This is a genomic window from Spirulina sp. LEGE 11439, assembly GCF_059821285.1.
In genome coordinates this window covers 253,241-275,669 of the sequence record NZ_JCAMRX010000001.1, presented here as the reverse complement: position 1 = coordinate 275,669, position 22,429 = coordinate 253,241, and the positions used below count along the sequence as shown (strand labels likewise).

At 44.0% G+C, this 22,429-nt stretch carries 23 protein-coding genes; 17 read left to right on the top strand and 6 right to left on the bottom strand.

Annotation, left to right across the window (positions count from 1 at the left end):
- Positions 1-7: 7 nt before the first annotated feature.
- On the bottom strand, positions 8-340 hold the full coding sequence (locus tag AC6RV6_RS01050; RefSeq protein ID WP_204105416.1) for an anti-sigma factor antagonist: 333 nt from the start codon (positions 338-340) through the stop codon (positions 8-10).
- A 514-nt stretch (positions 341-854) separates the two neighbouring features.
- On the opposite strand from AC6RV6_RS01050, the gene AC6RV6_RS01045 reads away from it, so the two are divergent.
- From AC6RV6_RS01045 to AC6RV6_RS01030, 4 genes are all read left to right on the top strand, one after another.
- On the top strand, positions 855-1,067 hold the full coding sequence (locus AC6RV6_RS01045; RefSeq protein ID WP_500238213.1) for a hypothetical protein: 213 nt from the start codon (positions 855-857) through the stop codon (positions 1,065-1,067).
- Positions 1,068-1,174: 107 nt separating this feature from the next.
- The gene (locus tag AC6RV6_RS01040; RefSeq protein ID WP_500238211.1) at positions 1,175-2,959 is read left to right on the top strand and encodes a tetratricopeptide repeat protein; all 1,785 of its coding nucleotides are present in this window, start codon (positions 1,175-1,177) and stop codon (positions 2,957-2,959) included.
- A gap of 75 nt (positions 2,960-3,034) precedes the next feature.
- Entirely contained in the window at positions 3,035-4,330 is a 1,296-nt protein-coding gene (purB, locus tag AC6RV6_RS01035; protein WP_500238210.1) for an adenylosuccinate lyase, read from the top strand.
- A 196-nt stretch (positions 4,331-4,526) separates the two neighbouring features.
- Positions 4,527-6,389, top strand: a complete 1,863-nt coding sequence (locus tag AC6RV6_RS01030) for an alpha/beta hydrolase (protein WP_500238207.1) — start codon at positions 4,527-4,529, stop codon at positions 6,387-6,389.
- A 194-nt stretch (positions 6,390-6,583) separates the two neighbouring features.
- Here the strand turns inward: AC6RV6_RS01030 and AC6RV6_RS01025 are convergent, their stop codons facing one another.
- The gene (locus tag AC6RV6_RS01025) at positions 6,584-7,546 is read right to left on the bottom strand and encodes a DUF1517 domain-containing protein (protein WP_500238205.1); all 963 of its coding nucleotides are present in this window, start codon (positions 7,544-7,546) and stop codon (positions 6,584-6,586) included.
- 237 nt (positions 7,547-7,783) lie between these two features.
- Between AC6RV6_RS01025 and AC6RV6_RS01020 the strand changes: the two genes are divergently transcribed.
- Together AC6RV6_RS01020 and AC6RV6_RS01015 are read left to right on the top strand one after the other, a co-directional pair.
- Positions 7,784-8,203, top strand: a complete 420-nt coding sequence (locus AC6RV6_RS01020) for a Pepco domain-containing protein (protein WP_500238204.1) — start codon at positions 7,784-7,786, stop codon at positions 8,201-8,203.
- Positions 8,204-8,206: 3 nt separating this feature from the next.
- Positions 8,207-9,694: a GUN4 domain-containing protein gene (locus AC6RV6_RS01015; RefSeq protein ID WP_500238202.1), complete on the top strand. Its 1,488-nt coding sequence runs from the start codon at positions 8,207-8,209 to the stop codon at positions 9,692-9,694.
- Positions 9,695-10,141: 447 nt separating this feature from the next.
- Here AC6RV6_RS01015 and AC6RV6_RS01010 read toward each other — a convergent pair whose 3' ends face one another.
- On the bottom strand, positions 10,142-10,444 hold the full coding sequence (locus tag AC6RV6_RS01010) for a ribbon-helix-helix domain-containing protein (protein ID WP_500238200.1): 303 nt from the start codon (positions 10,442-10,444) through the stop codon (positions 10,142-10,144).
- A 444-nt stretch (positions 10,445-10,888) separates the two neighbouring features.
- Here AC6RV6_RS01010 and AC6RV6_RS01005 point away from each other — a divergent pair, with 444 nt between their 5' ends.
- Positions 10,889-11,485, top strand: coding sequence for a peroxiredoxin (locus tag AC6RV6_RS01005; protein WP_500238198.1), 597 nt, complete (start codon positions 10,889-10,891; stop codon positions 11,483-11,485).
- 153 nt (positions 11,486-11,638) lie between these two features.
- On the opposite strand, the gene speA is transcribed toward AC6RV6_RS01005, so the two are convergent.
- Positions 11,639-13,657 (bottom strand): biosynthetic arginine decarboxylase, encoded by a 2,019-nt coding sequence (gene speA / locus AC6RV6_RS01000; protein ID WP_500238196.1) that lies wholly within the window; start codon positions 13,655-13,657, stop codon positions 11,639-11,641.
- 8 nt (positions 13,658-13,665) lie between these two features.
- On the opposite strand from speA, the gene AC6RV6_RS00995 reads away from it, so the two are divergent.
- The 6 genes from AC6RV6_RS00995 to AC6RV6_RS00970 all read left to right on the top strand — a co-directional run bounded on the left by AC6RV6_RS00995 (position 13,666) and on the right by AC6RV6_RS00970 (position 19,443).
- Positions 13,666-14,355 carry a hypothetical protein gene (locus tag AC6RV6_RS00995; protein WP_500238194.1) on the top strand — a complete coding sequence of 230 codons (690 nt, stop codon included), beginning with the start codon at positions 13,666-13,668 and terminating at the stop codon, positions 14,353-14,355.
- Positions 14,356-14,421: 66 nt separating this feature from the next.
- Positions 14,422-15,084: a hypothetical protein gene (locus AC6RV6_RS00990; protein ID WP_500238192.1), complete on the top strand. Its 663-nt coding sequence runs from the start codon at positions 14,422-14,424 to the stop codon at positions 15,082-15,084.
- A 43-nt stretch (positions 15,085-15,127) separates the two neighbouring features.
- Entirely contained in the window at positions 15,128-16,480 is a 1,353-nt protein-coding gene (locus tag AC6RV6_RS00985; RefSeq protein WP_500238190.1) for an IctB family putative bicarbonate transporter, read from the top strand.
- A 47-nt stretch (positions 16,481-16,527) separates the two neighbouring features.
- Entirely contained in the window at positions 16,528-16,914 is a 387-nt protein-coding gene (locus tag AC6RV6_RS00980) for a DUF4346 domain-containing protein (RefSeq protein WP_500238187.1), read from the top strand.
- 144 nt (positions 16,915-17,058) lie between these two features.
- Positions 17,059-18,303, top strand: coding sequence for a vWA domain-containing protein (locus AC6RV6_RS00975; protein ID WP_500238186.1), 1,245 nt, complete (start codon positions 17,059-17,061; stop codon positions 18,301-18,303).
- A 132-nt stretch (positions 18,304-18,435) separates the two neighbouring features.
- On the top strand, positions 18,436-19,443 hold the full coding sequence (locus tag AC6RV6_RS00970; RefSeq protein WP_500238184.1) for an Rpn family recombination-promoting nuclease/putative transposase: 1,008 nt from the start codon (positions 18,436-18,438) through the stop codon (positions 19,441-19,443).
- Between the two features lie 50 nt (positions 19,444-19,493).
- Here AC6RV6_RS00970 and AC6RV6_RS00965 read toward each other — a convergent pair whose 3' ends face one another.
- A complete protein-coding gene (locus AC6RV6_RS00965) occupies positions 19,494-20,114 on the bottom strand; it encodes a Uma2 family endonuclease (protein ID WP_500238182.1) in 621 nt (206 codons plus the stop codon).
- A gap of 167 nt (positions 20,115-20,281) precedes the next feature.
- On the opposite strand from AC6RV6_RS00965, the gene AC6RV6_RS00960 reads away from it, so the two are divergent.
- Positions 20,282-20,533 (top strand): type II toxin-antitoxin system ParD family antitoxin, encoded by a 252-nt coding sequence (locus AC6RV6_RS00960; protein WP_500238180.1) that lies wholly within the window; start codon positions 20,282-20,284, stop codon positions 20,531-20,533.
- 1 nt (position 20,534) lies between these two features.
- Entirely contained in the window at positions 20,535-20,864 is a 330-nt protein-coding gene (locus AC6RV6_RS00955) for a type II toxin-antitoxin system RelE/ParE family toxin (RefSeq protein ID WP_500238178.1), read from the top strand.
- A gap of 55 nt (positions 20,865-20,919) precedes the next feature.
- On the opposite strand, the gene AC6RV6_RS00950 is transcribed toward AC6RV6_RS00955, so the two are convergent.
- Positions 20,920-21,297 (bottom strand): hypothetical protein, encoded by a 378-nt coding sequence (locus AC6RV6_RS00950; protein ID WP_500238176.1) that lies wholly within the window; start codon positions 21,295-21,297, stop codon positions 20,920-20,922.
- Between the two features lie 134 nt (positions 21,298-21,431).
- On the opposite strand from AC6RV6_RS00950, the gene AC6RV6_RS00945 reads away from it, so the two are divergent.
- Positions 21,432-21,566 (top strand): hypothetical protein, encoded by a 135-nt coding sequence (locus tag AC6RV6_RS00945; protein WP_500238173.1) that lies wholly within the window; start codon positions 21,432-21,434, stop codon positions 21,564-21,566.
- Between the two features lie 38 nt (positions 21,567-21,604).
- Positions 21,605-22,429: tetratricopeptide repeat protein (locus AC6RV6_RS00940; protein ID WP_500238172.1), on the top strand; the 825-nt coding region annotated here is incomplete at its 3' end.

The following is a 22,429-nucleotide window of genomic DNA, read 5'->3' as shown; positions in this document are numbered from 1 at the left end:
TCTCCTTCTAGCGTAAAAGTTCCAACCCGATCTCTTGGGTTTCGCAGGTGGTAAAAAAGTTTAAAAACCCAGTAACGGACATCGTGCGGTAGATTTCTTGCGCTAACCCGACGAGAACCAATTGGCCGTCTTTGGCGCTGGCTTGTCGGTAGAGAGACAGTAACATTCGCAGTCCCGCACTGGACATATAGGGAACTTCGCTCATGTTGAGCAGAATTTTACTTTGGGGAAGTGCTAGAGGTAAGACTTGCTGCTGTACCTCGGGCGCGGTATTGGCATCGACTTCCCCGATCAGTTCGACGACGGTGATATCGCCAACTGTCTTGACGTTGATGTTCATAACTTTCATGGTCGGTTACCGGGATGTAAGGAACAGAAGGTCGTGCAGTCTCAGAAAACGTTGCACCCTTAATATCGGACTACAGCCTTCAAGGTCGGGTTTCCCTTCTCTTGATTTAATCTTGGCATTATATTCGAGTTCATGTTAATGAAAAACTATGCTAAAGTTGCGACCGTTCATATTCTCTATCGATCGCGATCGCTCTAGCATGTTAAAACTTGCTCGTTTATTCTGACCGAATCCTATCGCGGCGATCGCCCCCTAAACCCTTATTTTTATCGGGTCTCTCTATGTTATAGGAGAGTGAGAGCTAATTATCTATCCGAAAGATAATGAGCGGGGGCATTCACTACAGAATATCTTCAGATTTGACTTGATTCCAATCCATCCTTTCTGTGCTTCAAGAATATTACAAGAAGCCCTTCGATCTTTCTCTGCTTTTTGCTTTTAATCTGAAGCAAATGTCTGAATGGATGCGTGTGATGCTATACTGAAAGAAAGTTAAAAGTCAATCATGCCTCTCGATTTTATTATTCTCATTGCTGCTGTTATTGTAACATGGTTAATATTCACGTGGTTGATTAAAATTGTCAAAGTCAGCATTAAAACAGCGCTTTCAATTGCTGCGATCGTTCTTATCTTACAACTCATTTTCGGGATCGGTCCGAGAGACTTATGGGAACAAGTTTTGCAAATTCCCGAAATGCTTCAGGATACATCACGCTAAACGCAAAACAAATTGTTCAACAATAAGAGTTTCCTTTTTCGAGTATTTGCTAAAGTATAGACGTTTTTTCTTTCGGGATTTATCATTCGTCCAATGAATTTCGTCCAATGAATGTGGAGCAGCAACCCTTATCTCAAACTGAGTTAACCCCAGAAGAGAATGTTAAAAGCACTCGAGTGGCTCTGAAAAAAGGGCAACTGAAAAGAGCGATTTTTCATCTCAGTTCTGCTTTGAGTACCGAGCCGCAAAATTCTGATTGGCTCGCTCTCCTGCAGCAAATTATCGCAAGAGCAGAAGACCCTTTTCAACTCGTTCCCATTAAACAAGATATTTATTTTGCATTGTTGGCGGTGCGAGCTTATATTTTAGCCTATCGCAGTCATTATAACGAAGCGATTTATTGGCTCTCTCAGGTGTTGCAAGTTCTCCCAGAACCGATTTATTTACCTTGGGTTGCCGATTGGCTTTCCCTTCCCGAAGTGGCGACTTCTCTAACATCAGAAACTCGCACACTTTTTTTGCAAACTTTGCTGGCAAAGTTTCCGGGCGATCGCATTGAAAACGAAAATTTTCGCGAACCTCTCGATCGCATTCTTGTTACTCTCTCTCAGTTGCGTCAGGTTATCCCGGACGATGAAATGCTGGCTTTTTCCCATATTGCCTTATTGCGGAAATTGGGTTATTTAGAAGAAGCCTTAGAACTGGCTCGAGATAATTATAAGATGCTTCCTTGTTGGAAAACGGCGGTGAGTTTGGCGTTAGTTTATCGCAGCCGAGAGGAGAGCGATCGCGCGATCGTCGCCTATCAAAAGGCGATCGAGTACGATGCGAACGATCTCAGCGCTCTCCTCGATTTAGCAGATCTGTTTTGCGATACGGGCCAATTTGCCAAGGGCGTTACTTATTATCAAAAAGTTCTCGATCGCGAACCAGAACACCCTTGGGCAAAACCTTATTTTCTTTATTATCAATTTTTTCAACAACAGGATCTCATTTGGAAAGAGCACTTACAAATTTATGTCAGCGAATGCCCCGATAATGTTAATGCAGCAAATTTATATAATCACCTTGAATTCTTAACTTCTCCTTATCTCGGTTATTTGCCCGAGCCAAATGATGCAACCATAAATATTCTCCTTGCTTGTGCAGACAATCCCGAAAAAGGCGCTCTAGAAGCCTTAACATTAACTTCCCTAGAAGCGCCGAGTTCGCGCTTGGCATTGCAATGGTACGCGCGAGAAAAATTTGCATTAGAAAAGATAACTGTCAAGATTATAGCGCTACAAAATCCCGATCCGCGCCAGCCTCGTATTCCTGTTGACTATCTTTTGTGGCGCTATGAAGGGAGCGATCCTTATCCTAATGTTAATCCTCCACAAGAAGATGTTGCCAATGCGATCGCTGCTTTAGCCGTGCAACCTTATCATTTAAGTCATTGGTGTCAAAATGCCCGCCAAATTGCAATTTCTTTAGGCAAAGAACACCTCGACTCTTTCTTGGGTATCATGGTTCATCCTCCTCAAAATCCCCCAGATATTCCCTTCTGGATATGGCTGCATCGCCTTCAAGTTGCAGCAGCTTTGACGATCGCCTATCTCGATGAAGGGTGGCAAAATTCTCTCAGAAAGAAAGTTTTATTCGACCTTGCACGGGGTCCGATGGATTGGACAGCAGAAGCGGCAATTATTGCTTTAATGCAGCTTGCTTTAGAAGTTGAAGAAGCAACAAAGGATATTATTCCGCTCTTTCAAGAACTATTAGAAAATGTTCCTTCTCCCGGTTATTGTCCTTATTTATATGGGTTGATTGAATGCAGTTTATATTTACCGTTTATCGATGCTGAATTTCGCCAAATTTTAGAACGAGAAAAAGCAATTCTCGCTTCTCAATGATGGTATACTAGCGAGGCTGTATTGTAATTTTAGGGCGAACCGCCATCTGCGCGATCGCCTGCTTGGGATTAGATAATGATAGAACGCTATACTCTGCCTGAAATGGGCAAATTTTGGACGGATACCTACAAAATGCAAATGTGGCTGCAAGTGGAAATTGCCGTTTGCGAAGCCCAAGCAGAATTGGGCTATATTCCCGTAGAAGCCGTCGAAGAAATTAAAACTAAAGCCAATTTTGATTGCGATCGCGTCTTAGAAATTGAAGCGGAAGTGCGTCACGATGTCATTGCTTTTCTCACGAATGTTAACGAATATGTGGGAGATGCCGGACGTTACATTCATGTTGGTTTAACCAGTTCCGATGTATTAGATACAGGCTTAGCCCTGCAAATGGTATCCAGTTTGGGGCTTATTCTCGAGAAAGTTGAAGAATTCATCCAAGCCTTGCGCTATCAGGCACAACAGCACCGCCAGACGATCATGGTGGGGCGTTCTCACGGCATCCATGCAGAACCGATTACGTTTGGGTTTAAATTAGCAGGATGGTTAGCAGAGATGCTGAGAAACCGCGATCGCCTCGTGCGCTTGCGAGAGGATATCGCCGTCGGAAAAGTTTCCGGTGCCGTGGGAACCTATGCCAATGTGGATCCGCGTATTGAAGCGATCGCCTGTCAAAAATTGCAACTGACCCCTGATTGTGCTTCTACCCAAGTGATTTCCCGCGATCGCCATGCAGAATTCCTACAACAACTTGCCCTCCTTGCCGCTTCCATCGAACGCTTTGCGGTGGAAATCCGCAATTTGCAGCGTACTGATGTGCTGGAAGTGGAAGAGTATTTTTCTAAGGGACAGAAAGGCTCGTCAGCCATGCCTCACAAACGCAACCCAATTAAATCGGAACGACTGACGGGAATGGCGCGAATTTTACGAGGAAATGCGATCGCGGCCTTAGAAAATGTCGCCTTGTGGCACGAACGAGATATTTCTCACAGTTCCGTGGAACGAGTCATCCTGCCAGACAGTTGTATTTTAGTCCATTTTATGCTCAGGGATATTACCAATTTAGTCAAAAATCTTTTGGTTTACCCCGACAATATGCAGCGAAATATGAATGTTTACGGGGGGGTTATTTTCAGCCAGCGCGTACTTTTAGCCCTCGTTGATAAAGGGATGGCACGAGAAGAAGCGTATGCCGTGGTTCAGTCTTGCGCCCATACTGCTTGGAACGTTCCCGAGGGAAATTTCCGCCAACTCGTAGACGAAAATGCCACAATTTCCCAACATTTGTCCTCAGTCGAAATTGCCGCTTGTTTCGATCCCCAACACCATTTGCAAAACTTAGATCGGGTATTTCAGCGTTTGAATATCTAAAATGTGCGATCGCCAGTCTTCGAAGTGTGGAAAAGTTGGCCCGAACCCAGACTGTATTCAACAATTGCATTGATAAATACCACATTCGAGAAATTCCGAGGCTACAATTGACTATTGGGAAACTTTATCGGTCATACTCATATCAGTAATGAGATGCCCTCAAAGTACCCCGTAGCGATCGCGACAGATATACAGAATGATGACCAAAATCGTTCCTTGCTTCCAGCCTCACAAGGCTCAAACTTCCTGCACTGGCATTCAAGATTTCTCATTTGGGTTACGCGGAAAATTCAACATTATTCATTCCCTCGGTTGGGCGATCGCGATCTGGGGAATCGCGGCGATCCCCGGAATAGCCGCCGATCGCCTGCTGTTGCGCTTTGGACCCCTCGAAAAAACCATTGAAGTCGAAGAGATTGAAAATTTTGTCGATACGGGACAAATTCCCGAATCTTTGCAATTTTTATCAGTCCTTCTCACCCCTCAGTTGCAAAATATTTTAGCCAGTCGCTTGAATATCGACCCAGAAATTGTCGATTCCTTTCTCGACGAACTCCTCAATACCCCCGATGGCAAATGGTTGATGGAAGAACTCCAGAAAGCAATTCCCAACAGTAGCGTTGTCGAATTGAGAGCCGCATTATATTTAACCCTGCAACAAGTTGATGGGGTCAGCGTCACGGGCTTTTTACGCGCCTATCCTCAAGAAACTCTCGTTATTGATGCCAGTGCGGCGGTGAAGATTGCCTTGCAACTCAACGCGTCTAACTTACAAAGTCAGGCTTTAAGTCCCGTTTTAAAGCGAGAACTCGCCATTGCCCCCGAGGAGGTTGCCGCCTTCGTTCCCAGTTTCGACCCGACTCAACCCGGTTCGGAACGAGTTCGCCGGCGATCGCTCATTCTCAACGATCGCGATCGCGATCGCCGCATCCCCGTAGATTTGTATTACGCCCGAGAAACGCGCGGTCCTCTGGTGATTCTCTCCCACGGTTTTGCTGCCGATCGCCGCTTTTTAGCCTATGTCGCGCATCATTTAGCATCCCACGGCTTTAGCACCATTGCCCTCGAACATCCCGGAAGCAACATTGAAGCCTTATCCGGTTTAACCCTTGACTTTAACCCGACAGATGTTTTACCCGCCGAAGAATTTCTCGATCGCCCCAAGGATGTGAGTTTTGTCCTCAATGAATTGGCACGCTTGGAGCAAAATAGGGGCTATTTGGGCAATAAGTTCGATACGCAACAGGTAATGGTTATCGGTCACTCTCTAGGCGGATATACCGCCCTCGCCTTGGCGGGAGCAGAGTTAGACTTACGAGAATTGCGCTCTTTTTGCCAACATCGCACCCCGTTAGGACGCTCCCCCGCAGATTGGTTGCAATGTTCGGCGGCAGAATTGCCCTACAGCAAGCTTCAATTGCGAGACGATCGCGTTGTGGGCATAATGGCTTTTAATCCCTTAGTAGGCAAGCTCTTCGGCGATACGGGACTGGCCAAGGTGCAAACTCCTGTATTAATCGGGAGCAGTAGTAAAGATGCCGTGACACCGCCGTTGGATCATCAACTGCATCCCTTTAATCGGCTGTCTGGAGAAAAATATTTTGTCACCGCGATCGGGGCAACTCACATGAGTATTACCGATCCGGGAAATTTGGATAGTGCTGTCGCGCAAAGTAGCGTCGTACAGGAATTAATGGGGATAGAAGCAGAACCTGTGCGGAAACTCGTTCGAGGTTTGAGTTTGGCTTGGGTCAATCAATTGAGCGATCGCGCCATTATTCATCGTCCTTTTCTTTCCGCAGCCTACGTTCAATCCCTTTCAACGCCAGATATTGCCATGCGGTTCAGTCGTAAATTACCCACAACCCTCAACCTCTGGATGCAGGTGCTAGAAAAGAGCAATCAACCTTTGGTCTATCAAGATAAAACGGAAGAGCGATCGGCTTTCCGTTTTTTTGAGGACGGATTGAACCAAATTAAAGGGATATTCCGTCCTCCTGCCTACTGTACGGCACAACTCAAGCGGATTTTTACCAAAGTCTTGAGTAATGAAGCGTAATTCAGTTATCAGTTATCAGTTATCAGTAGGGACGTTGCATGCAACGTCCGTACACCAGTCACCAGTTATGGAAGTTAAGGAAATAAATCGGTAATTTGTGGAACAGGCATCTTGCCTGTTTTCCGCCATCAACCTCATGATGTTATTACCGAATTTAAGATTTAACTTTCATAACTGTTAACGGCGATCGCTGCTTAAACCAGTTTGAGATCGGGGTATTCGGCGAGAATGTCGTCGGTGCTGAGGGTGTCGCCTTCGGCTTGGGGAGTCCAGAGAATTTCGAGGGCGAGGAGGCGATCGCTACCAACGCCACCAATGGTACGCAAGGATTGAGTTAAGTCTTCGGTCCCATTAATTTTGGGGAGTTCCAGTTTTCCTTCTACACCCACCAAAAGCGTCACGATAATATATTCTCCGGCTTCTGCGCGAATTTGTTGGGCGAGATCTGCAACGGCTGCCGAGATCGTATCCTTGTTTTGCACTTGGCGATCGACGTTAGAGAGGGTTTCGGCGCTGAATTTACTCCGTTCTGAGAGAGCCAATTGATTGAATTTTGCCTCGGCGGTTTCTCGTGCTGCGGTTTGGGAAACTGTGGAGCCGTAAACCCAATATTCAGGATGGCGCAATAAGGCCAAACTCACTTCTTGTAAGACTTTAGCGCGTCCGGCATTGGTTCCGGTATCGGCACTGCGTCCGAGGCGATCGAGGTCTGCTTTCAGGTTACGGGCTTCGGCGAGCAAACCGACCTGTACTTTCCCGACGGAAACTTTGGCATTGCGAGATGCACCATCGCTATTACCTGCCAAACTGATGCCACTATTGCTCAGAGTCCTGACCATAAAACTCCCCAAAGCAATGATAATGAGGAGGGTAAATAAACTGCCACCGCCGCCAAATCCAAAGAAGGGAATGAGAAACGGAAAGCCGAAACCGAAACCCGGGGAGCGAGAATAGCCGCGACCTCGGGGTGAAGAATAGCTGCGACTGGGGGCAGAATAGGAACGAGAAGGAGTGCGGAAAGAGCCGCCGCCAATACGTCCGCCACTGCGACGAGCAAAGGCTGCATCGCTATGGGCAAAGGTTAATATCAAAATTAAAACGCTGGCGAATAAGGTTTTTAAAAGGGGTTTGAGTTTTGTTAAGAGTTTGGGCAACATGACGATTTAGTGCTTTTGATTACAGTTCTCAATTTAACGTGAATTCAGAAGCGGTGAAAATCCTGTTAGATTGTCTGAAGGTCTCTGGAATTCTGGCAGTTGTGGGAGTGCGATCGCATTATATTAAGAGGATTACAACAAAAATAGAATCAGCAATGCCCTTGGTAACATGAAAAAGGGCAGCAAGAAAATTCGAGTTAGCCGCCCAGTCAAAAATTTAAGTCACAAGAGAAACCTATGTCAGATTTATCACCCAATTCCGAACCCTCCCTCTGGATGATGACTGCAACGCCAACCACTACACCATCTGAAGGGGAGAAATCCGGGGGCGGTTTTCAAGGGGGTGTTTTGGGAGGTGGCAAGCAAGAGAAGGAAACTAAAGCGATCGGTAAAGTTCCGGTGACAATTCGCAAACTGCAAGAGAATCTCAATCAATTTTTCGGGGTGGTTGGGGATTTGTTCGCACAAGCGGAACAACAGGCTCAAATTGTCTCAACAGAGGATGAAAAGGAGGTAAAACCGAGTATACAACTCGACCAAATTGAGTTTTCTGTGGCGGTGAATGGGGAAGGAGAGGTCGGTTTTTGGGGTTTGGCAGGGGGTAAAGTCGGGGGTGCGACGGAAATCAAGCTCACTTTTAAGCGTAAAGAGAGTTAGAACATGGGCAAGAATTGGGCGATCGCGATCGGCATTAACAAATACAGTTATTTAGAACCTCTCAACTTTGCTAAGACAGACGCGGAGGCAATGTCTCGATGGCTGTTGAAGGAGGGGGATTTTGACCGGGAAGGGCTGTTTTTGTTTACCGACGACTCGCCACCCATTGCCACCGATCCACCTATTCCCACGAGTCCTACTTTCGGTCATTTAGATACTTTTTTTGATGTACAGTTTGAGAGGCCGCTTTTGACGAGTGCGGATAATCTCTGGTTTTTCTTTTCGGGACACGGAAATCGAGGGGCAGCAGGGGATTATTTGATGCTGTCGGATAGCAACCCGCGACGATTGGAAAAAACGGCGCTTTCTGTGAGTTACATTACGGAACGGTTGCGGAATTGGGGTGCGGGAAATGTGGTGATGTTTATCGATGCCTGCCGCAATGTGGAAGATGGAAGCAAGGGAGGAGAAATTGCAACGGAAGATTATCAGGGAATTATCGCCTTTTATTCCTGTCGTGCTAAGGAGAAATCTTTGGAGATTAAAGCGATCGAACGAGGGGCTTTTACTCACGTTCTCTTGCAATCTTTGGAGATAACAAAGAAACAAAATCACTGTTTGACGGTGGCAGAATTAGAAAATTGTCTAATGGGAGAAGTTCCCAAGCTCAGTCCGAATCAGCATCCTCTCGCGAGGGTAGAACCGACTTATAAAAGAGATTTCGTTCTCTTTGGGGAAGCGGGCAAAAATGATGTGGAGTCTCTGAAGAATCTGGCTTACAGAAAATGTTTTAAAGGTAAAAAGGAGGAAGCTAAAGAGTTATTGATTCATGCTAATTTAGTAGCAAAAGGAGGCGATTTTGAGATCGTTGATGCTCTGGGTAAATTGCACGGTTCTTCTTCTATTTCAATGCCTAAACTGCCACATCAACCTAAACCAAGACCTATACTATCTCCAAAGAAAAAGGGTGCGCCAATTCAAATTTTAAAAACAAAGGCATCAAAACCAGAAATCGAACTCAAAAGCGAGAAAAGGGTTGACTATACAAAACTTCGAGACCTTCTCGCAGCAGGACAGTGGAAAGAGGCTGACCAAGAAACGTGGCAAGTGATGCTTCAAGCAGCAGATCGGACAAAAGAAGGATGGTTGAGAACAGAGGATATCGATCGCTTTCCTTGCGAAGATTTACGCACGATCAATCGTCTTTGGGTGCATTACAGCAAGGGTAAATTTGGCTTTAGCGTCCAGAAAAAAGTTTATCAAGAATTGGGCGGAACGAGGCAGTATAATCCAGAAGTCTGGAGAAAATTCGGCGATCGCGTTGGTTGGAGAAAAAAGGGGAAATGGTTGAGCTATTATGACTTGACTTTTGACTTAAAAAATGCTTCTCATGCCCACCTGCCGGGTGGGGTGTTGGATGTGGGCGGGGTGGGGACTTGGAGTTTGTGGATCTCTTCTCTCGCACAGAGACTTGTAACCTGTAAGATATAACGACTTCAGGTATTTGTCAAGTTTAATTTTGAGGTCAATTTTCACGCAAACATCTTTATTCAGTCACCAGTTTTTTTACACTTATCGGGTTTTGAGCATTAATTAACAGCTTTGTTCGATCGCTTTCAATTTTAATTCAACGGTATGTATCGCGATCCAACAGGGAATAGAATTCCCTGTCTCATACAAAAAGTCCTCTCAAAGAGGACTCTGGCTTTATCGTATGCTTTCTTTCAGCGATTCATACAAAATTACAAGATGAAATTCCCCAATCCATTTCAATGGATTTTGTGTATGAGACAGCGCTTGGGGGATGCTGAGGTTTCCTCAGCTTATACAACCAAGTAAGAAGGGATTTTCAATCCTTGGCGGATCGAAATAAGAAGGACAATTTAATTACCGATTTATTTTCTTAACATTCATCAATAACCGTAATAATAAAACGGCTCATACTTGCGCCCCTGTTTGCGAATCTCGTTGCGATCGCACCCTATTCCGCAATCGCGCAATAACTTCTTTTCCATCTAAAACCTCACCGCGTTTTGACTGTGCTAATCCTTCCTCAATCTTCAATCGAGTTTGTTCTAGCCATGCTAAATATTTCGGACTTTCTTCAGCATCTTGCTCAGAAACTGCATCAGCTAAAAGCACTAAAGCAGTATCGATCGCCTCCTCCATCGAAGCATAGCCGCCATTCCGAGATAAGAGTTCCAGCACTCGAGTTTGTTCTGGATTTAAAGTAATCTGCATTGTTTTTCTTGAATTCAAAAGGTGCTACTTGCAATTTTACCAATTCGGATTCGGATTTATTGCGATAACGATTGCCATATTTGTCTCTGTTTTCTAACTAAAATAATTGTTTCTTTGCTAATTGTTTGCGTCATTGGTTTATCCTCCAATAAAAATCGATAATCTCGACATTTCGCTGAATCTCTCTGGGTTTAGTCCTCTAAGATTGAAGAGCAATGAACTTCTATTCTAAAGCGATCGCACTTCCTTATGTCCTTATCATTATGTCCTAAAGCGATCGCACCTCTCAAGAATCTTGCCTCTCTACTCAAAATCATTACGAGTCCGAATTACCTTGTAACGGTTCTTAAAGTTTGCTTAAATTGAGCAGTGTGGGACAATTCCCATGCAAATTGATTTGCGTTACTGAAAAATTGTCATCTTTTAGGTTAAGGAGTGTTCATCATGGAAGGATGTCTCAGAGTCGGTCAACCCGCTCCAGAGTTTACAGCTACAGCCGTTTTCGATCAAGAATTCAAAACCCTGAAACTCTCTGACTATCGCGGTAAATACGTTGTTCTCTTCTTTTATCCCTTAGACTTCACTTTTGTTTGCCCCACAGAAATCACGGCATTTAGCGATCGCTACGAGGAATTTAGCAAGATCGATACAGAAGTTCTCGGAGTTTCCGTCGATAGCGAATTTTCTCACCTTGCTTGGATTCAAACCGATCGCAAGGAAGGTGGAATCGGCGATATTACTTATCCTCTCGTCTCTGATATCAAAAAAGAAATCAGCACGGCGTATAATGTCCTCGATCCCGATGCTGGGGTTGCTTTGCGCGGACTCTTTATCATCGATAAAGACGGTGTTATCCAACATGCAACTGTTAATAATCTTTCCTTTGGGCGCAGCGTTGATGAAACCCTGCGAACCTTAAAAGCCATTCAATACGTGCAATCTCACCCTGATGAGGTTTGTCCGGCGGGATGGCAAGAAGGGGACAAAACGATGGTTCCCGATCCGCAAAAGTCGAAAGTTTATTTTTCTGCTGTTTCCTAATTCAGCATTGCCAGATTATTGTGAGAGAGGAAGATATTGTAATATCTTCCTCTATTTTTTTCACTTTAAAATCCTCTAATTTTGGCAAATTGAGAAAGAAATCTGCCAATAAAGTTCATGCTCAGATCGAGCCAATGCGATCGCGCCAACTTTTCACTGTTCGCTGAAATAATCTATTTCCGTGTTTAAGTAAGTATAGCTATTTAAACTAGATTGATAATTTCTTAATAGACGTTGAGATTCTTCTAAAGTAATTTGATTATCTTGGATTGCTTGTTCGGTACGACGGCGAATTTTTTCTACAAGATTTTCGGCATTATATTGAGCATAATTGAGAACATCGACTAGCGTATCGCCTTTGACAATATGTTCGATTTGATAGCCTTTAGGAGTCATTTTGATATGAACGACATGAGTATCGCCAAATAAATTATGTAAATTTCCCATAATTTCTTGATATGCCCCTACTAAAAACATCCCCAGATAATAAGGTTCAATTTTATTTTGCTCTTTAATGGTTTTGAGGGGATGTAATTCTAAAATCTCCTTACCTTCGTGCCGATCGATAAAACGACTGAGCTTACCATCGCTATCGCAAGTTAAATCGGCAAAAATTCCTCGTTCTGTTGGTTCTTCTGTTAACCGATGAATAGGCATAATCGGAAATAACTGTTCGATCGCCCACGCATCGGGAGCGGACTGAAAAATTGAGAGATTGGCATAATAAATTGATGCCATATTTTTCTCTAAATCGGCTAAGTCATCGGGAACATAATCGCGATCGCGAGTAATTGCAAGGATTTTGCAACAGCATTGCCAATACATTTCTTCAGCTTTTGCGCGTTCTTCTAAACTCAAATAGCCAAAATTAAATAAACTAATCGCTTCGTTTTTAAATTGAATAGCATCGTGATAGGATTCCTGATAATTATCGGGAGAAATTGCAGTGTAAGTTTCCCAAAGATTGCGAAGGATGAGATTTTCTTTCTCTGCGATCGGCTGTAATATTTTTACTTCAGAACCATCTCGGTTAATGGCTTGACTGGTACCGAGAACATCAAAGATTAAAACCCCTTGATGAGCCGCGATCGCTCTGCCACTTTCACTAACAAGAATTGGAGCAGGAATATTGCGTTCTTCACAGGCTTCTTTCACTTCTGCCACGATATCATTAGCATAGTTCTGCATATTGTAGTTTTTAGAAGCAGAGCAGTTAGTTTTCGAGCCATTGTAATCGACGGCTAACCCTCCACCTACATCGAGATATTGCATATTTGCGCCCAATTTGACCAACTCCCCATAAATTTGACTGGCTTCGCGAATGGCATCTTTAATCGTGCCGATCGCGGAAATTTGCGAGCCGATATGAAAGTGTAATAATTGCAAGCAAGGTAACATTTTTGCTGCGGTTAATTGAGCGATCGCTGCCAAAATTTGCGGCACGCTCAAACCAAATTTTGCCCGATCGCCCGTAGAATTTCCCCAATGTCCCGAGCCTTTCGTCCCCAACTTGGCTCGAATGCCCAAGATCGGCTGAATGCCCAAAGATTGACTCATCTCGATCGCGATCGCCAACTCTTCCATCTGTTCGATAACAAGAATAGAACGATGCCCCAACCGCGTCGCCAATAACGCCATTTCCATATATTCTCGGTCTTTATAACCGTTACAAATTAGCAAAGGGACTCGATCGTCATTTTGAGAATTTTGCGAGGTTTCTAAGGTCGCTAAAGCGATCGCTAATTCGGGTTTAGACCCCACTTCTAAACCAAATTGATAGGGTTTGCCAAACTCAACAACCGCCTCAACTAAATGGCGATGTTGATTGCATTTAATGGGATAAACGCCGCGATAAACATTTGGATAGTGATAGCGAGCGATCGCTCGAGCGAAACAAGTATTTAAACGAGCGATGCGATCGGCCAGAATATCGGGAAAACGAATCAGTAACGGTAACTCGATCTGACGCTGGCGCAGGGATCTCACTAATGCGTAAAGATCTAGCGATCCCCCGCGATCGCCATGAGGGGAAACCAAAATACGCCCCGCAACATCGATCGAAAAATACGGATGTCCCCAGCCCTGAATTTGATAGAGCTTTTCGCTATCTTCAATTGTCCACGCCTTCATTGGTATGATAGTAATGCTGCCATGACTCAAAAGTATCAGCAACTCGGCTCATGTACGAATCGGATCGAGGAAGCGATCGCTCCTCAACTCATTCCCCTATCTCTTGGATTACCCGCTATCCCATTCTTCTTTGGGGCGGACTTTGGACGATTGCCCTTTCTGTTACAGTCGGTGTTACCGTTGGACTTCTCCACGGTCGGCTGTTTGCTCCCCAAGATTCTCTCAATATTTCCCCCTCATTGAAACAAGATTCATTGAGACAAGATTCCCGCACAGGTAGAGACGATCGAGAATTTGAAGAATGGCGCGATCCCCAAGGATATCCAGAAGCGCGATCGTTTCAGGAAAACAACCTCCCTGCGCCAAAACCGAAAATGTTTTTGCCTCTTTGGTTAATTGGCGCGATCGCTCTCAGTTGTTCGGTCGGTTCATTTTTTGTGACCTTAGTTTTAAAATCTTTTAGCTCTTCTCAAAATGCGATCGAGCGCTTGCAACCCACCTCAACCTCACAAGAGTTAACCTCTACCAGTATGGCGCGATTTCAGACTCAGTTCGGGGCAACTCCCTATCAAACTCCCATTATCGCCGAAACGCAACCCAGAGTGACAGTATTGCCCCCAGAAGCAACCACTCCCTTAGATTTTCCCGAACGCGATGGCAATCTCCTCGAACAACTCGATCTCCGTAAGCGTCATTCCCTCTCATCTCTGATGGAATATACGGAAGAAGAATCGTATTAATCAGTCATCAGTCACCAGTCACCAGTCACCAGTCACCAGTCACCAGTTAATAGCAATCGTCTAAATATGTTTAAAAAATTATGGCAATGGTTAAAAAATTTAGTGGGGATATTTTCTCCTCGTCCCGAATTGCCAAAATTAGAAGCGATCGCTTCTCCTCAAGAAGATTCTCCTACTAATAATCCGCCTCAAAATGATCCTTCTCCAGTCTTGAATGAGAACGACTATGAATTTCTTTTTAATCAAGTTTTAGAAGGCGTTGCTCATGGTTGGCAAGCCTCTCGCGTCAAACAATTTTTCGAGCAAACTCAAGATCGCATTACCCTAACTCAATGGGTGAATTGGTTAATAAAATTTGGACAGAAAGCGGTCAATTCTTCCCCAAGCGATCGCGAATTGGCAAGACGGCTTGATTTACTGGCCAGACAGACACAACATTTACCCGGAATTATGGAAATTGGCGCGGCTTCACTGGCAATTTCCCAACAATTATTGCGGCAAACTCCGCAAGAGGAAGTTTGGGAATACGACGGTCCCGATCTGGCTGCCAATACAACCACTTCTCAGCCGGAATCGGTTGTTTTTACCTTGGAAGAACTACATGCGAAATTAAAAGAAGATGCCAATTTTCGACAAGCGATCGCACAACAAATGGGTGTTGATTCCGAAGATCCAATGGTAATCCTTCAAGCAGTCACCCATCAAATTATGCAACAAAATAAAGAATAACGAGTAATCAGTAGTAATTAGCCCATAACCCATAACCCATAACATGATTTTTGATATTCCTCTTTCTCATTGGCGCAGTAGTAGTTATTTATATCGATGGGTCGGACTTTTGGGACGATGGCAAGATAGTAGTTTTCTCTTACAATGGGGAGAAGCGATCGCAGCAATTCTCATCTGTATTATCCTTGCCGTCGCACCATTTGTTTCAACTTCACTGATCGGTTTATTACTCTTTGCTTGCGGTGCATTTTGGGCATTATTAACCCTTGCGGATAACTTCAAAGTCGGCATGACCCCCATTCACCTCTGGGTCTGCATTTATTGGGGGATTTCTGCGATTTCCACGGCATTTTCGCCGGTCAAAAAAGCGGCATTTTCAGGATTTGTTAAATTTAGCCTGTTATTATTGTTATTCTTTTTAGCCGCACGAGTATTGCGATCGCCGCGTCTCCGCAATTGGGTAATGACCGTGTTTCTCCATGTTTCTTTAATAGTAAGCGGCTACGGCATTCGCCAAGAATTTAAAGGAGTCGAACAACTCGCCACATGGAATGACCCGACTTCACAACTCGCCCAAGATACTCGCGTTTATAGTTATTTGGGAAATCCCAATCTTTTAGCCAGCTATCTCATTCCCGCAGTCGCTTTGAGTTTAGCTGCTTTTTTCCTCTGGAAGCGTTGGTTGCCGAAAATCTTGGCAGCAATCATGTTTTTAATGAATACAGCCTGTCTATTTTATACAGATAGTCGCGGTGGCTGGATTGCCATGATGGCACTTTTTATTGTTTTTGCACTTTTACTACGGTATTGGTGGGCAAAATATTTACCTGCATTTTGGCGTATTTGGTTCGTTCCCTTAATGATAGGAATTGGCGCGGCTTTAATTATCACTGCTGTTGTTTTTGTCGAACCTTTGCGCCTGCGAGTAACCAGTATTTTTGCTGGACGGGGAGACAGTAGCAACAATTATCGTATTAATGTTTGGGAAGCTGTCTTTAAGATGATTAAAGAGTATCCTGTTGTGGGAATTGGCCCTGGAAATAAGGCATTTACCCAAGTTTATCCACTTTATGCAAAGTCTGGATATGAAAATGCTCTCGGGTCTTATTCTATCTTTTTAGAACATATTGCTGAAATTGGCTATGTAGGATTTATTAGTTTTCTCTGGTTAATTTTGGGAACTTTTAGTCAAGGATGGCAACAACTGGCACGATCGCGAGAAAATCGTAATTTACAAGCCTTTTGGTTAATGGCTGCGATCGCTTCCACCGTTGGACTTTTGGTTCATGGTTTATTCGATACAGTCTGGTATCGTCCCCAAGTGACTGTTCTGTGGTGGTTGGGAGTGGCAACAATCGCCAGTTTCTATGACGAAACGTCAACAAATAATCAATAATTGGTTATTGACACTGAGACCAATTTTATTTTCTGCTCTATTTTGCTATGAATCACCCAACAAAACAAGAAATTGCTGCGATTGATAATAAGCTCTCCAAACGATTTATCAAACTCGATCCGGATGGTTATTTCATTATTTATTTAGATCGAGAAAATCAGCTTATTTGTGCCAAACATTACACCAATGAAATTAATAAAAAAGGGTTAGCCGTCGATCCTGAAACTGGCCAACCCATCCCCGTGCGCGGAAAAGTTGTCAGAACGCCAACAGCAATTTTTACTGGGAGAACGGCTAAGGAAATTGGTATGAAAATTACCGAAGAAATCAAACCTTGTCCCCTTTCTTATTTAGATCATGCTTTATATTTGGGACGAGAATTCGTGCGTGCGGAAATTGCTTTAATTAATGGAGAAGAATACATTCAAGATTAATTCAGGATTGGATTGGTGGCGATCGCAATCTCTATTGCTGAAAATGCGATCGCCAGTTTTGCGCCTGTATTCCCTCCTCCACCCCCAAACCAGACAGCAAGCAAGCTATCCTAAGAAAGTGAAGTTCTAAGAGTCCTAAGTGCCATGAAAGTCGGTTTGCACCCCATTCTCAACGATTCCCACATCGATGCCAACCAAGCAAGCTCTCAACGTCAACTCTCGATTTCCCTCTCGGCTTTAGCGGGAGAACAAGATAGTACGTTACCGCTTAATTTATGCCTCGTGTTGGATCATAGCGGTTCCATGAACGGAAAACCTCTCAAAACCGTGAAAGAAGCAGCGATGAGTTTAGTGGATAAACTGAAGCCAAGCGATCGCCTTTCTGTCGTCACCTTCGATCATCGCGCTAAAGTTCTCATTCCCAATCAAACCGTCGAGAACATTGCACAAGTCAAACGACGCATCGAAAAACTGAGACCCGACGGCGGTACCGCGATCGATGAAGGCATGAAGTTGGGGATGGAAGAAGCCTCGAAAGGCAAAGAGGATAGAGCCTCGCAGATTTTTCTCCTCACTGACGGCGAAAACGAACACGGAGATAACGATCGCTGTTTGAAACTGGCCAAACTAGCTTCAGAATATAGCATTACCCTTAATACTTTGGGATTTGGCGCACATTGGAATCAAGATATTCTCGAAAAAATTGCCGATACTGCAGGGGGAACTTTATCTTATATCGAACAACCCGAGCAAGCCTTAGATGAGTTTGGCAAACTTTTTACCCGCATTCAATCGGTGGGTTTAACGAATGCTTACTTATTATTAGATCTTAATTCTCTTACGAGACTGGCAGAACTTAAACCCATCGCTCAAGTTGCTCCTGATACTATCGAACTTCCCGTCGAACAAGAAGGCGATCGCTATCGCGTGCGTTTGGGAGATTTAATGAAGGAAGAGCGGGTCGTCTTAGCTAACCTCTATATTAATCAACTTGCCCCCGGAGAGCATCAAATTGTTAGCGTACAGGTGCGCTATGACGATCCGGGATTGGGAAAAGAAGGACTCTTATCGGAAAATATTCCTGTATCGGTACAAGCACAGCAACTTTATCAACCTGCTCCTAATAATACCGTCCAACAATCTATCCTTTCATTAGCTAAATATCGTCAAACTCAAATCGCTGAAACCAAACTCCAACAAGGGGATAAAACGGGAGCCGCCACGATGTTACAAACTGCTGCTAAAACGGCGCTGCAAATGGGCGATCGCAGTGCGGCTACCGTGCTGCAAAAGAGTGCGACGCAATTACAAGCAGGAGGAGAATTATCGGAAAGCGATCGCAAGAAAACTCGCATTGTTTCTAAGACTATTTTGCAGGAAGAAACATAAAGCATTATTTTAGCGATCGCATAGCCCACTTCTCTTAAAAAATGCGATCGCTCTTTTCTCAATGGCAAAAGCTGAGAACAATCTTGACAATAGCGATCGCCTTCCTAATTTTACCGCACCGCGAGTTTGACAATGGAAAAACAGAAAAATATCGACCACGATCGCTTATTTAAAGAACTATTGACTATTTTCTTTGTAGATTTTGTGGAGTTATTTTTTCCCAAACTGCGAGAATATCTCAATCCCGATTCTATCACCTTTTTAGATAAAGAAGTTTTTACAGATGTAACAATGGGAGAACGCTATGAAACTGATATTCTCGTGCAGGCTCGTTTTGCCGAACGAGATTCTTATTTTTTGATCCATACTGAAAATCAAGCCTCTCCCGATACGACATTTAATCAACGGATGTTTCGCTATTTTTCACGATTGCACGAAAAGTTTAATTTGCCTATTTATCCTATTGTTATCTTTTCTTACGATCGCCCTAAAAAAGCGGCTGGAAGTTATTATCAAGTTGCCTTTCCCGATCTGGAAGTTTTGAAATTTCAGTATCGCGTCATTCAACTCAATCGCCTCAACTGGCGCGATTTTCTCGAACAGAAAAATCCTATTGCATCGGCATTAATGGCAAAAATGAAGATTGCACCAGAAGACAGGCCGAGAGTTAAAGTAGAATGTCTGCGGTTGTTAGCAACGTTACATCTCGATCCGGCACGAATGCAATTAATTTCGGGGTTTGTGGATAGTTATTTAAAATTAAATGAAGTGGAAACTCGCCAATTTGTCGAACAAATCGCTAAAATTAGGCCAGAGGAAAAGGAGGAAGTCATGCAAATTGTCACAAGTTGGATGGAAGAAGGGATCGAGATCGGTCTCGATCGCGGCCGCAAAGAGGGTCTCGATCGCGGTCGCGAAGAAGGTAAGCTAGAATTACTTTTACCACAGCTTACCCGACGTTTTGGCAAACTCGAATCAGACGTAGAAGCACGCATCTCTAAACTCACTCTCGCGCAGTTAGATGCCTTGGGTTTGGAGATGTTAGATTTTGAGAGTGTGGCAGATTTAACAACTTGGTTGCCAAAAGTTGCAGAAAATTCCGAGGAGGAGAATAGCGATCGCATTGATGAGGAAGAATAGATTCTGGAAGTGCGATCGCATTTCCCAAACTGTTTACAAAAAGCGATCGCTTAATTTTGCAGTTCAGCAGATTGAAAAATAGCATCGGTTGTTAATTCAAGCTGAGAGAAAATCTGAGATCGCACCCTTTGACCTGTAATAAAACGCTGCATTTGATACTCTCCTTCAATCAGTTGACAAACTGTAATTGTCGGCTGTTTCGGTTTGCCAATATAGCGAACTGCACCCAAAGCACGATAATCTACTAACCAATATTCGGCAATTCCCATCGCTTCATATTCAATTAATTTATGACCGTAATCGTCTCGCCAATTGGTACTCACAACTTCGATCGCAAGAGGAATAGTTCGACCGTGCTGCACCACGGACGATCCTTGCCAAAGGGGTTCTTCTACTATCAATTCTCGATTTAAAATTGTCACATCCGGTTGATATCCCGATCGCAACGCATCTGGCTTGACAATACAAGTTCTGGGAATAGAATAAGGCAAATTGTGCCGTCGAATCTCAAAGTTTAATTCAGCAACGAGAAAACCACTTAAATCTTCGTGAGATCCCGTTGGTGACATTTCAACAATTACTCCTTCAATTAATTCATACCGCTTGCCATCTTCTGAATACCCTGCCAAAAATTCCTCAAAAGAAAGCAATTGCGTTTGGCTTTGAATCATTTCGATCCTTCCATGAAACTGTTGCTATTTTAGATCGATTTTGGTGCGATCGGACAGATGCGATCGCATTTCCCAAACTGCTTACAAAAAGCGATCGCTCTTTTCTTAATGGCAAAAAATGGCATAAATTGTCATAATAGAGCAAAATCATCAAATTTAATCGTGCCATGAAAACGATGAATGTCTCTCTTCCCGACACCATGCGGGACTACATCGAACAGCAAGTTAAAGCAGGAGGTTATGGAAGTATTAGCGAATATGTCCGCGATCTGATTCGTCAAGACCAAAAACAGAAAGCAAAAGAACAGATTGAAACTCTTTTATTAGAAGGGTTGGACTCTGGAGATGCAACCCCAATGAGCGATCGCGACTGGACAGAAATTCGACAAGCAGTTCGAAACAAACTCGATCGCCAATAATATGAGGGAAATTTGCAAACATCCGCAGGTTATCCGCGATCTTCTCGATATTGCGACCTATATTGCTGAGAATAATCTTGACAATAGCGATCGCTTTCTTTTTGTCGCGGAAGAAACATTTAAGCAACTGGGATATATGCCGCAACTTGGCAAACAATGTCAATTTTCCCACCCTCGCTTACAAAATATTCGTCAAATTGCAATAAAAGGATTTAGAAAATATCTCGTTTTCTATAAAATCAAGACAACAAGCGTAGAAATCATTCGCGTTATACATGGTTCGCGAGATATTGAGACAATTCTAGAAGGAAACGAACCCGAGGAGCTATAAAACTGCGATCGCATTTTCTAAACTTCTTAAAAAAAGCGATCGCATTTCCTAAAATTTAAAAGGATTCCACTTGTGCCTTATCTAAAAGTTCATTTGCAGGAATCCCTCGTTGAACTTCTTGCCATTGGGGAGAGATCGGATCGTATTTGCAATAACAGACGACAATCCGCATATCTGTATCAAAACTGGCAAAACGTTCGACGCGATTCACGACCCAATCTCCTTCTCTGGCATGAGTAATTGAATCATCTCCATGTTCGGATTTGTAAGCACGAGTGCGATCGCCGGGTTGGGGAATATTCGGATTTTCTTCTGCACTCCAATTTTCTTCGAGAATATTGGTTAAACTATCGCGAGGCATTAATCTTCTTTCCTCCCAACCAACTGCACTCATATCTTCGGTTTTATAAATAATCCATGTTTCAGTCGCCATAACGAGTATCCTCAAAACTGGATTGAAATTATTCAAATTACCAGTATTTTATAATCTATTTTCTTCGCGAGCAAGCGATCGCATTTCCTAAACTGCTTACAAAAAGCGATCGCAAAACTCCCCAATCCATTTCAATGGATTTTTTATATGAGACAGGGATTTTCAATCCCTGGCGGATCGACAATGAGAAGAACAATCTCATTAACGCGATCGCTTCTCCTGAAAATGTAGCGCGATCGCATTTCCTCAATCTCCCAAAACTCCACTAAAATAGAACAAAAAATCCTTTCTCGCTTCCCCTCGGACAATGTGGAATCCTTTCAAAAAACACCCCCCGCAACCCCCAGAACCGGAAAAACCGAACTATCGCGCCCTGTTTGAGGAACTGACAGAGAAGATGAAAGGCGGCGCGACGGGGGAGGAGATAGAAGCATGGATGCAGAGTCGCGGGGTGAATGAGTCGGAGTGGGTGCAGTGGTTGGCGGGATATGTGGGAGAGGTGAAAGGAAAATCGAACGAGGGGGAAGTGCTGGCGGCGTTGCAGGGTTTGAGTGAGGTGGCGCGAGAGGAGTTGGGACGGATGGTGCGAGAATTTGCCGCATATTTACAAGGAACTGACACAGGGAGAGATTCTGAGCAGAGTGAGGAAGAGAAAGAGGAGTCTAACGCCGATCGCGAATGGTTTATGCGTGGGAATGAGTTATTTAATTTAGGAAGGTTAGAAGAAGCGATCGCCGCCTATGACCGTGCCTTGCAATTTAAACCCGACTACCATCAGGCATGGTACAACCGAGGGAATGCGCTATTTAATTTAGGAAGGTTAGAAGAAGCGATCGCCGCCTATGACCGTGCCTTGCAATTTAAACCCGACTACCATCAGGCATGGTACAACCGAGGGAATGCGCTATTTAATTTAGGAAGGTTAGAAGAAGCGATCGCCGCCTATGACCGTGCCTTGCAATTTAAACCCGACCTCCATGAGGCATGGAACAACCGAGGGAATGCGCTATTGAATTTAGGCAGGTTAGAAGAAGCGATCGCCGCCTATGACCGTGCCTTGCAATTTAAACCCGACTACCATGAGGCATGGAACAACCGAGGGAATGCGCTATTGAATTTAGGCAGGTTAGAA

Bases quoted from the DNA above. Each gene is read 5' to 3' on its own strand.
- AC6RV6_RS01050 (WP_204105416.1), bottom strand. From the start codon at position 340: ATGAACATCAACGTCAAGACAGTTGGCGATATCACCGTCGTCGAACTG.
- AC6RV6_RS01045 (WP_500238213.1), top strand. From the start codon at position 855: ATGCCTCTCGATTTTATTATTCTCATTGCTGCTGTTATTGTAACATGG.
- AC6RV6_RS01040 (WP_500238211.1), top strand. From the start codon at position 1,175: ATGAATGTGGAGCAGCAACCCTTATCTCAAACTGAGTTAACCCCAGAA.
- purB (WP_500238210.1), top strand. From the start codon at position 3,035: ATGATAGAACGCTATACTCTGCCTGAAATGGGCAAATTTTGGACGGAT.
- AC6RV6_RS01030 (WP_500238207.1), top strand. From the start codon at position 4,527: ATGATGACCAAAATCGTTCCTTGCTTCCAGCCTCACAAGGCTCAAACT.
- AC6RV6_RS01025 (WP_500238205.1), bottom strand. From the start codon at position 7,546: ATGTTGCCCAAACTCTTAACAAAACTCAAACCCCTTTTAAAAACCTTA.
- AC6RV6_RS01020 (WP_500238204.1), top strand. From the start codon at position 7,784: ATGTCAGATTTATCACCCAATTCCGAACCCTCCCTCTGGATGATGACT.
- AC6RV6_RS01015 (WP_500238202.1), top strand. From the start codon at position 8,207: ATGGGCAAGAATTGGGCGATCGCGATCGGCATTAACAAATACAGTTAT.
- AC6RV6_RS01010 (WP_500238200.1), bottom strand. From the start codon at position 10,444: ATGCAGATTACTTTAAATCCAGAACAAACTCGAGTGCTGGAACTCTTA.
- AC6RV6_RS01005 (WP_500238198.1), top strand. From the start codon at position 10,889: ATGGAAGGATGTCTCAGAGTCGGTCAACCCGCTCCAGAGTTTACAGCT.
- AC6RV6_RS00995 (WP_500238194.1), top strand. From the start codon at position 13,666: ATGTACGAATCGGATCGAGGAAGCGATCGCTCCTCAACTCATTCCCCT.
- AC6RV6_RS00990 (WP_500238192.1), top strand. From the start codon at position 14,422: ATGTTTAAAAAATTATGGCAATGGTTAAAAAATTTAGTGGGGATATTT.
- AC6RV6_RS00985 (WP_500238190.1), top strand. From the start codon at position 15,128: ATGATTTTTGATATTCCTCTTTCTCATTGGCGCAGTAGTAGTTATTTA.
- AC6RV6_RS00980 (WP_500238187.1), top strand. From the start codon at position 16,528: ATGAATCACCCAACAAAACAAGAAATTGCTGCGATTGATAATAAGCTC.
- AC6RV6_RS00975 (WP_500238186.1), top strand. From the start codon at position 17,059: ATGAAAGTCGGTTTGCACCCCATTCTCAACGATTCCCACATCGATGCC.
- AC6RV6_RS00970 (WP_500238184.1), top strand. From the start codon at position 18,436: ATGGAAAAACAGAAAAATATCGACCACGATCGCTTATTTAAAGAACTA.
- AC6RV6_RS00965 (WP_500238182.1), bottom strand. From the start codon at position 20,114: ATGATTCAAAGCCAAACGCAATTGCTTTCTTTTGAGGAATTTTTGGCA.
- AC6RV6_RS00960 (WP_500238180.1), top strand. From the start codon at position 20,282: ATGAAAACGATGAATGTCTCTCTTCCCGACACCATGCGGGACTACATC.
- AC6RV6_RS00955 (WP_500238178.1), top strand. From the start codon at position 20,535: ATGAGGGAAATTTGCAAACATCCGCAGGTTATCCGCGATCTTCTCGAT.
- AC6RV6_RS00950 (WP_500238176.1), bottom strand. From the start codon at position 21,297: ATGGCGACTGAAACATGGATTATTTATAAAACCGAAGATATGAGTGCA.
- AC6RV6_RS00945 (WP_500238173.1), top strand. From the start codon at position 21,432: ATGGATTTTTTATATGAGACAGGGATTTTCAATCCCTGGCGGATCGAC.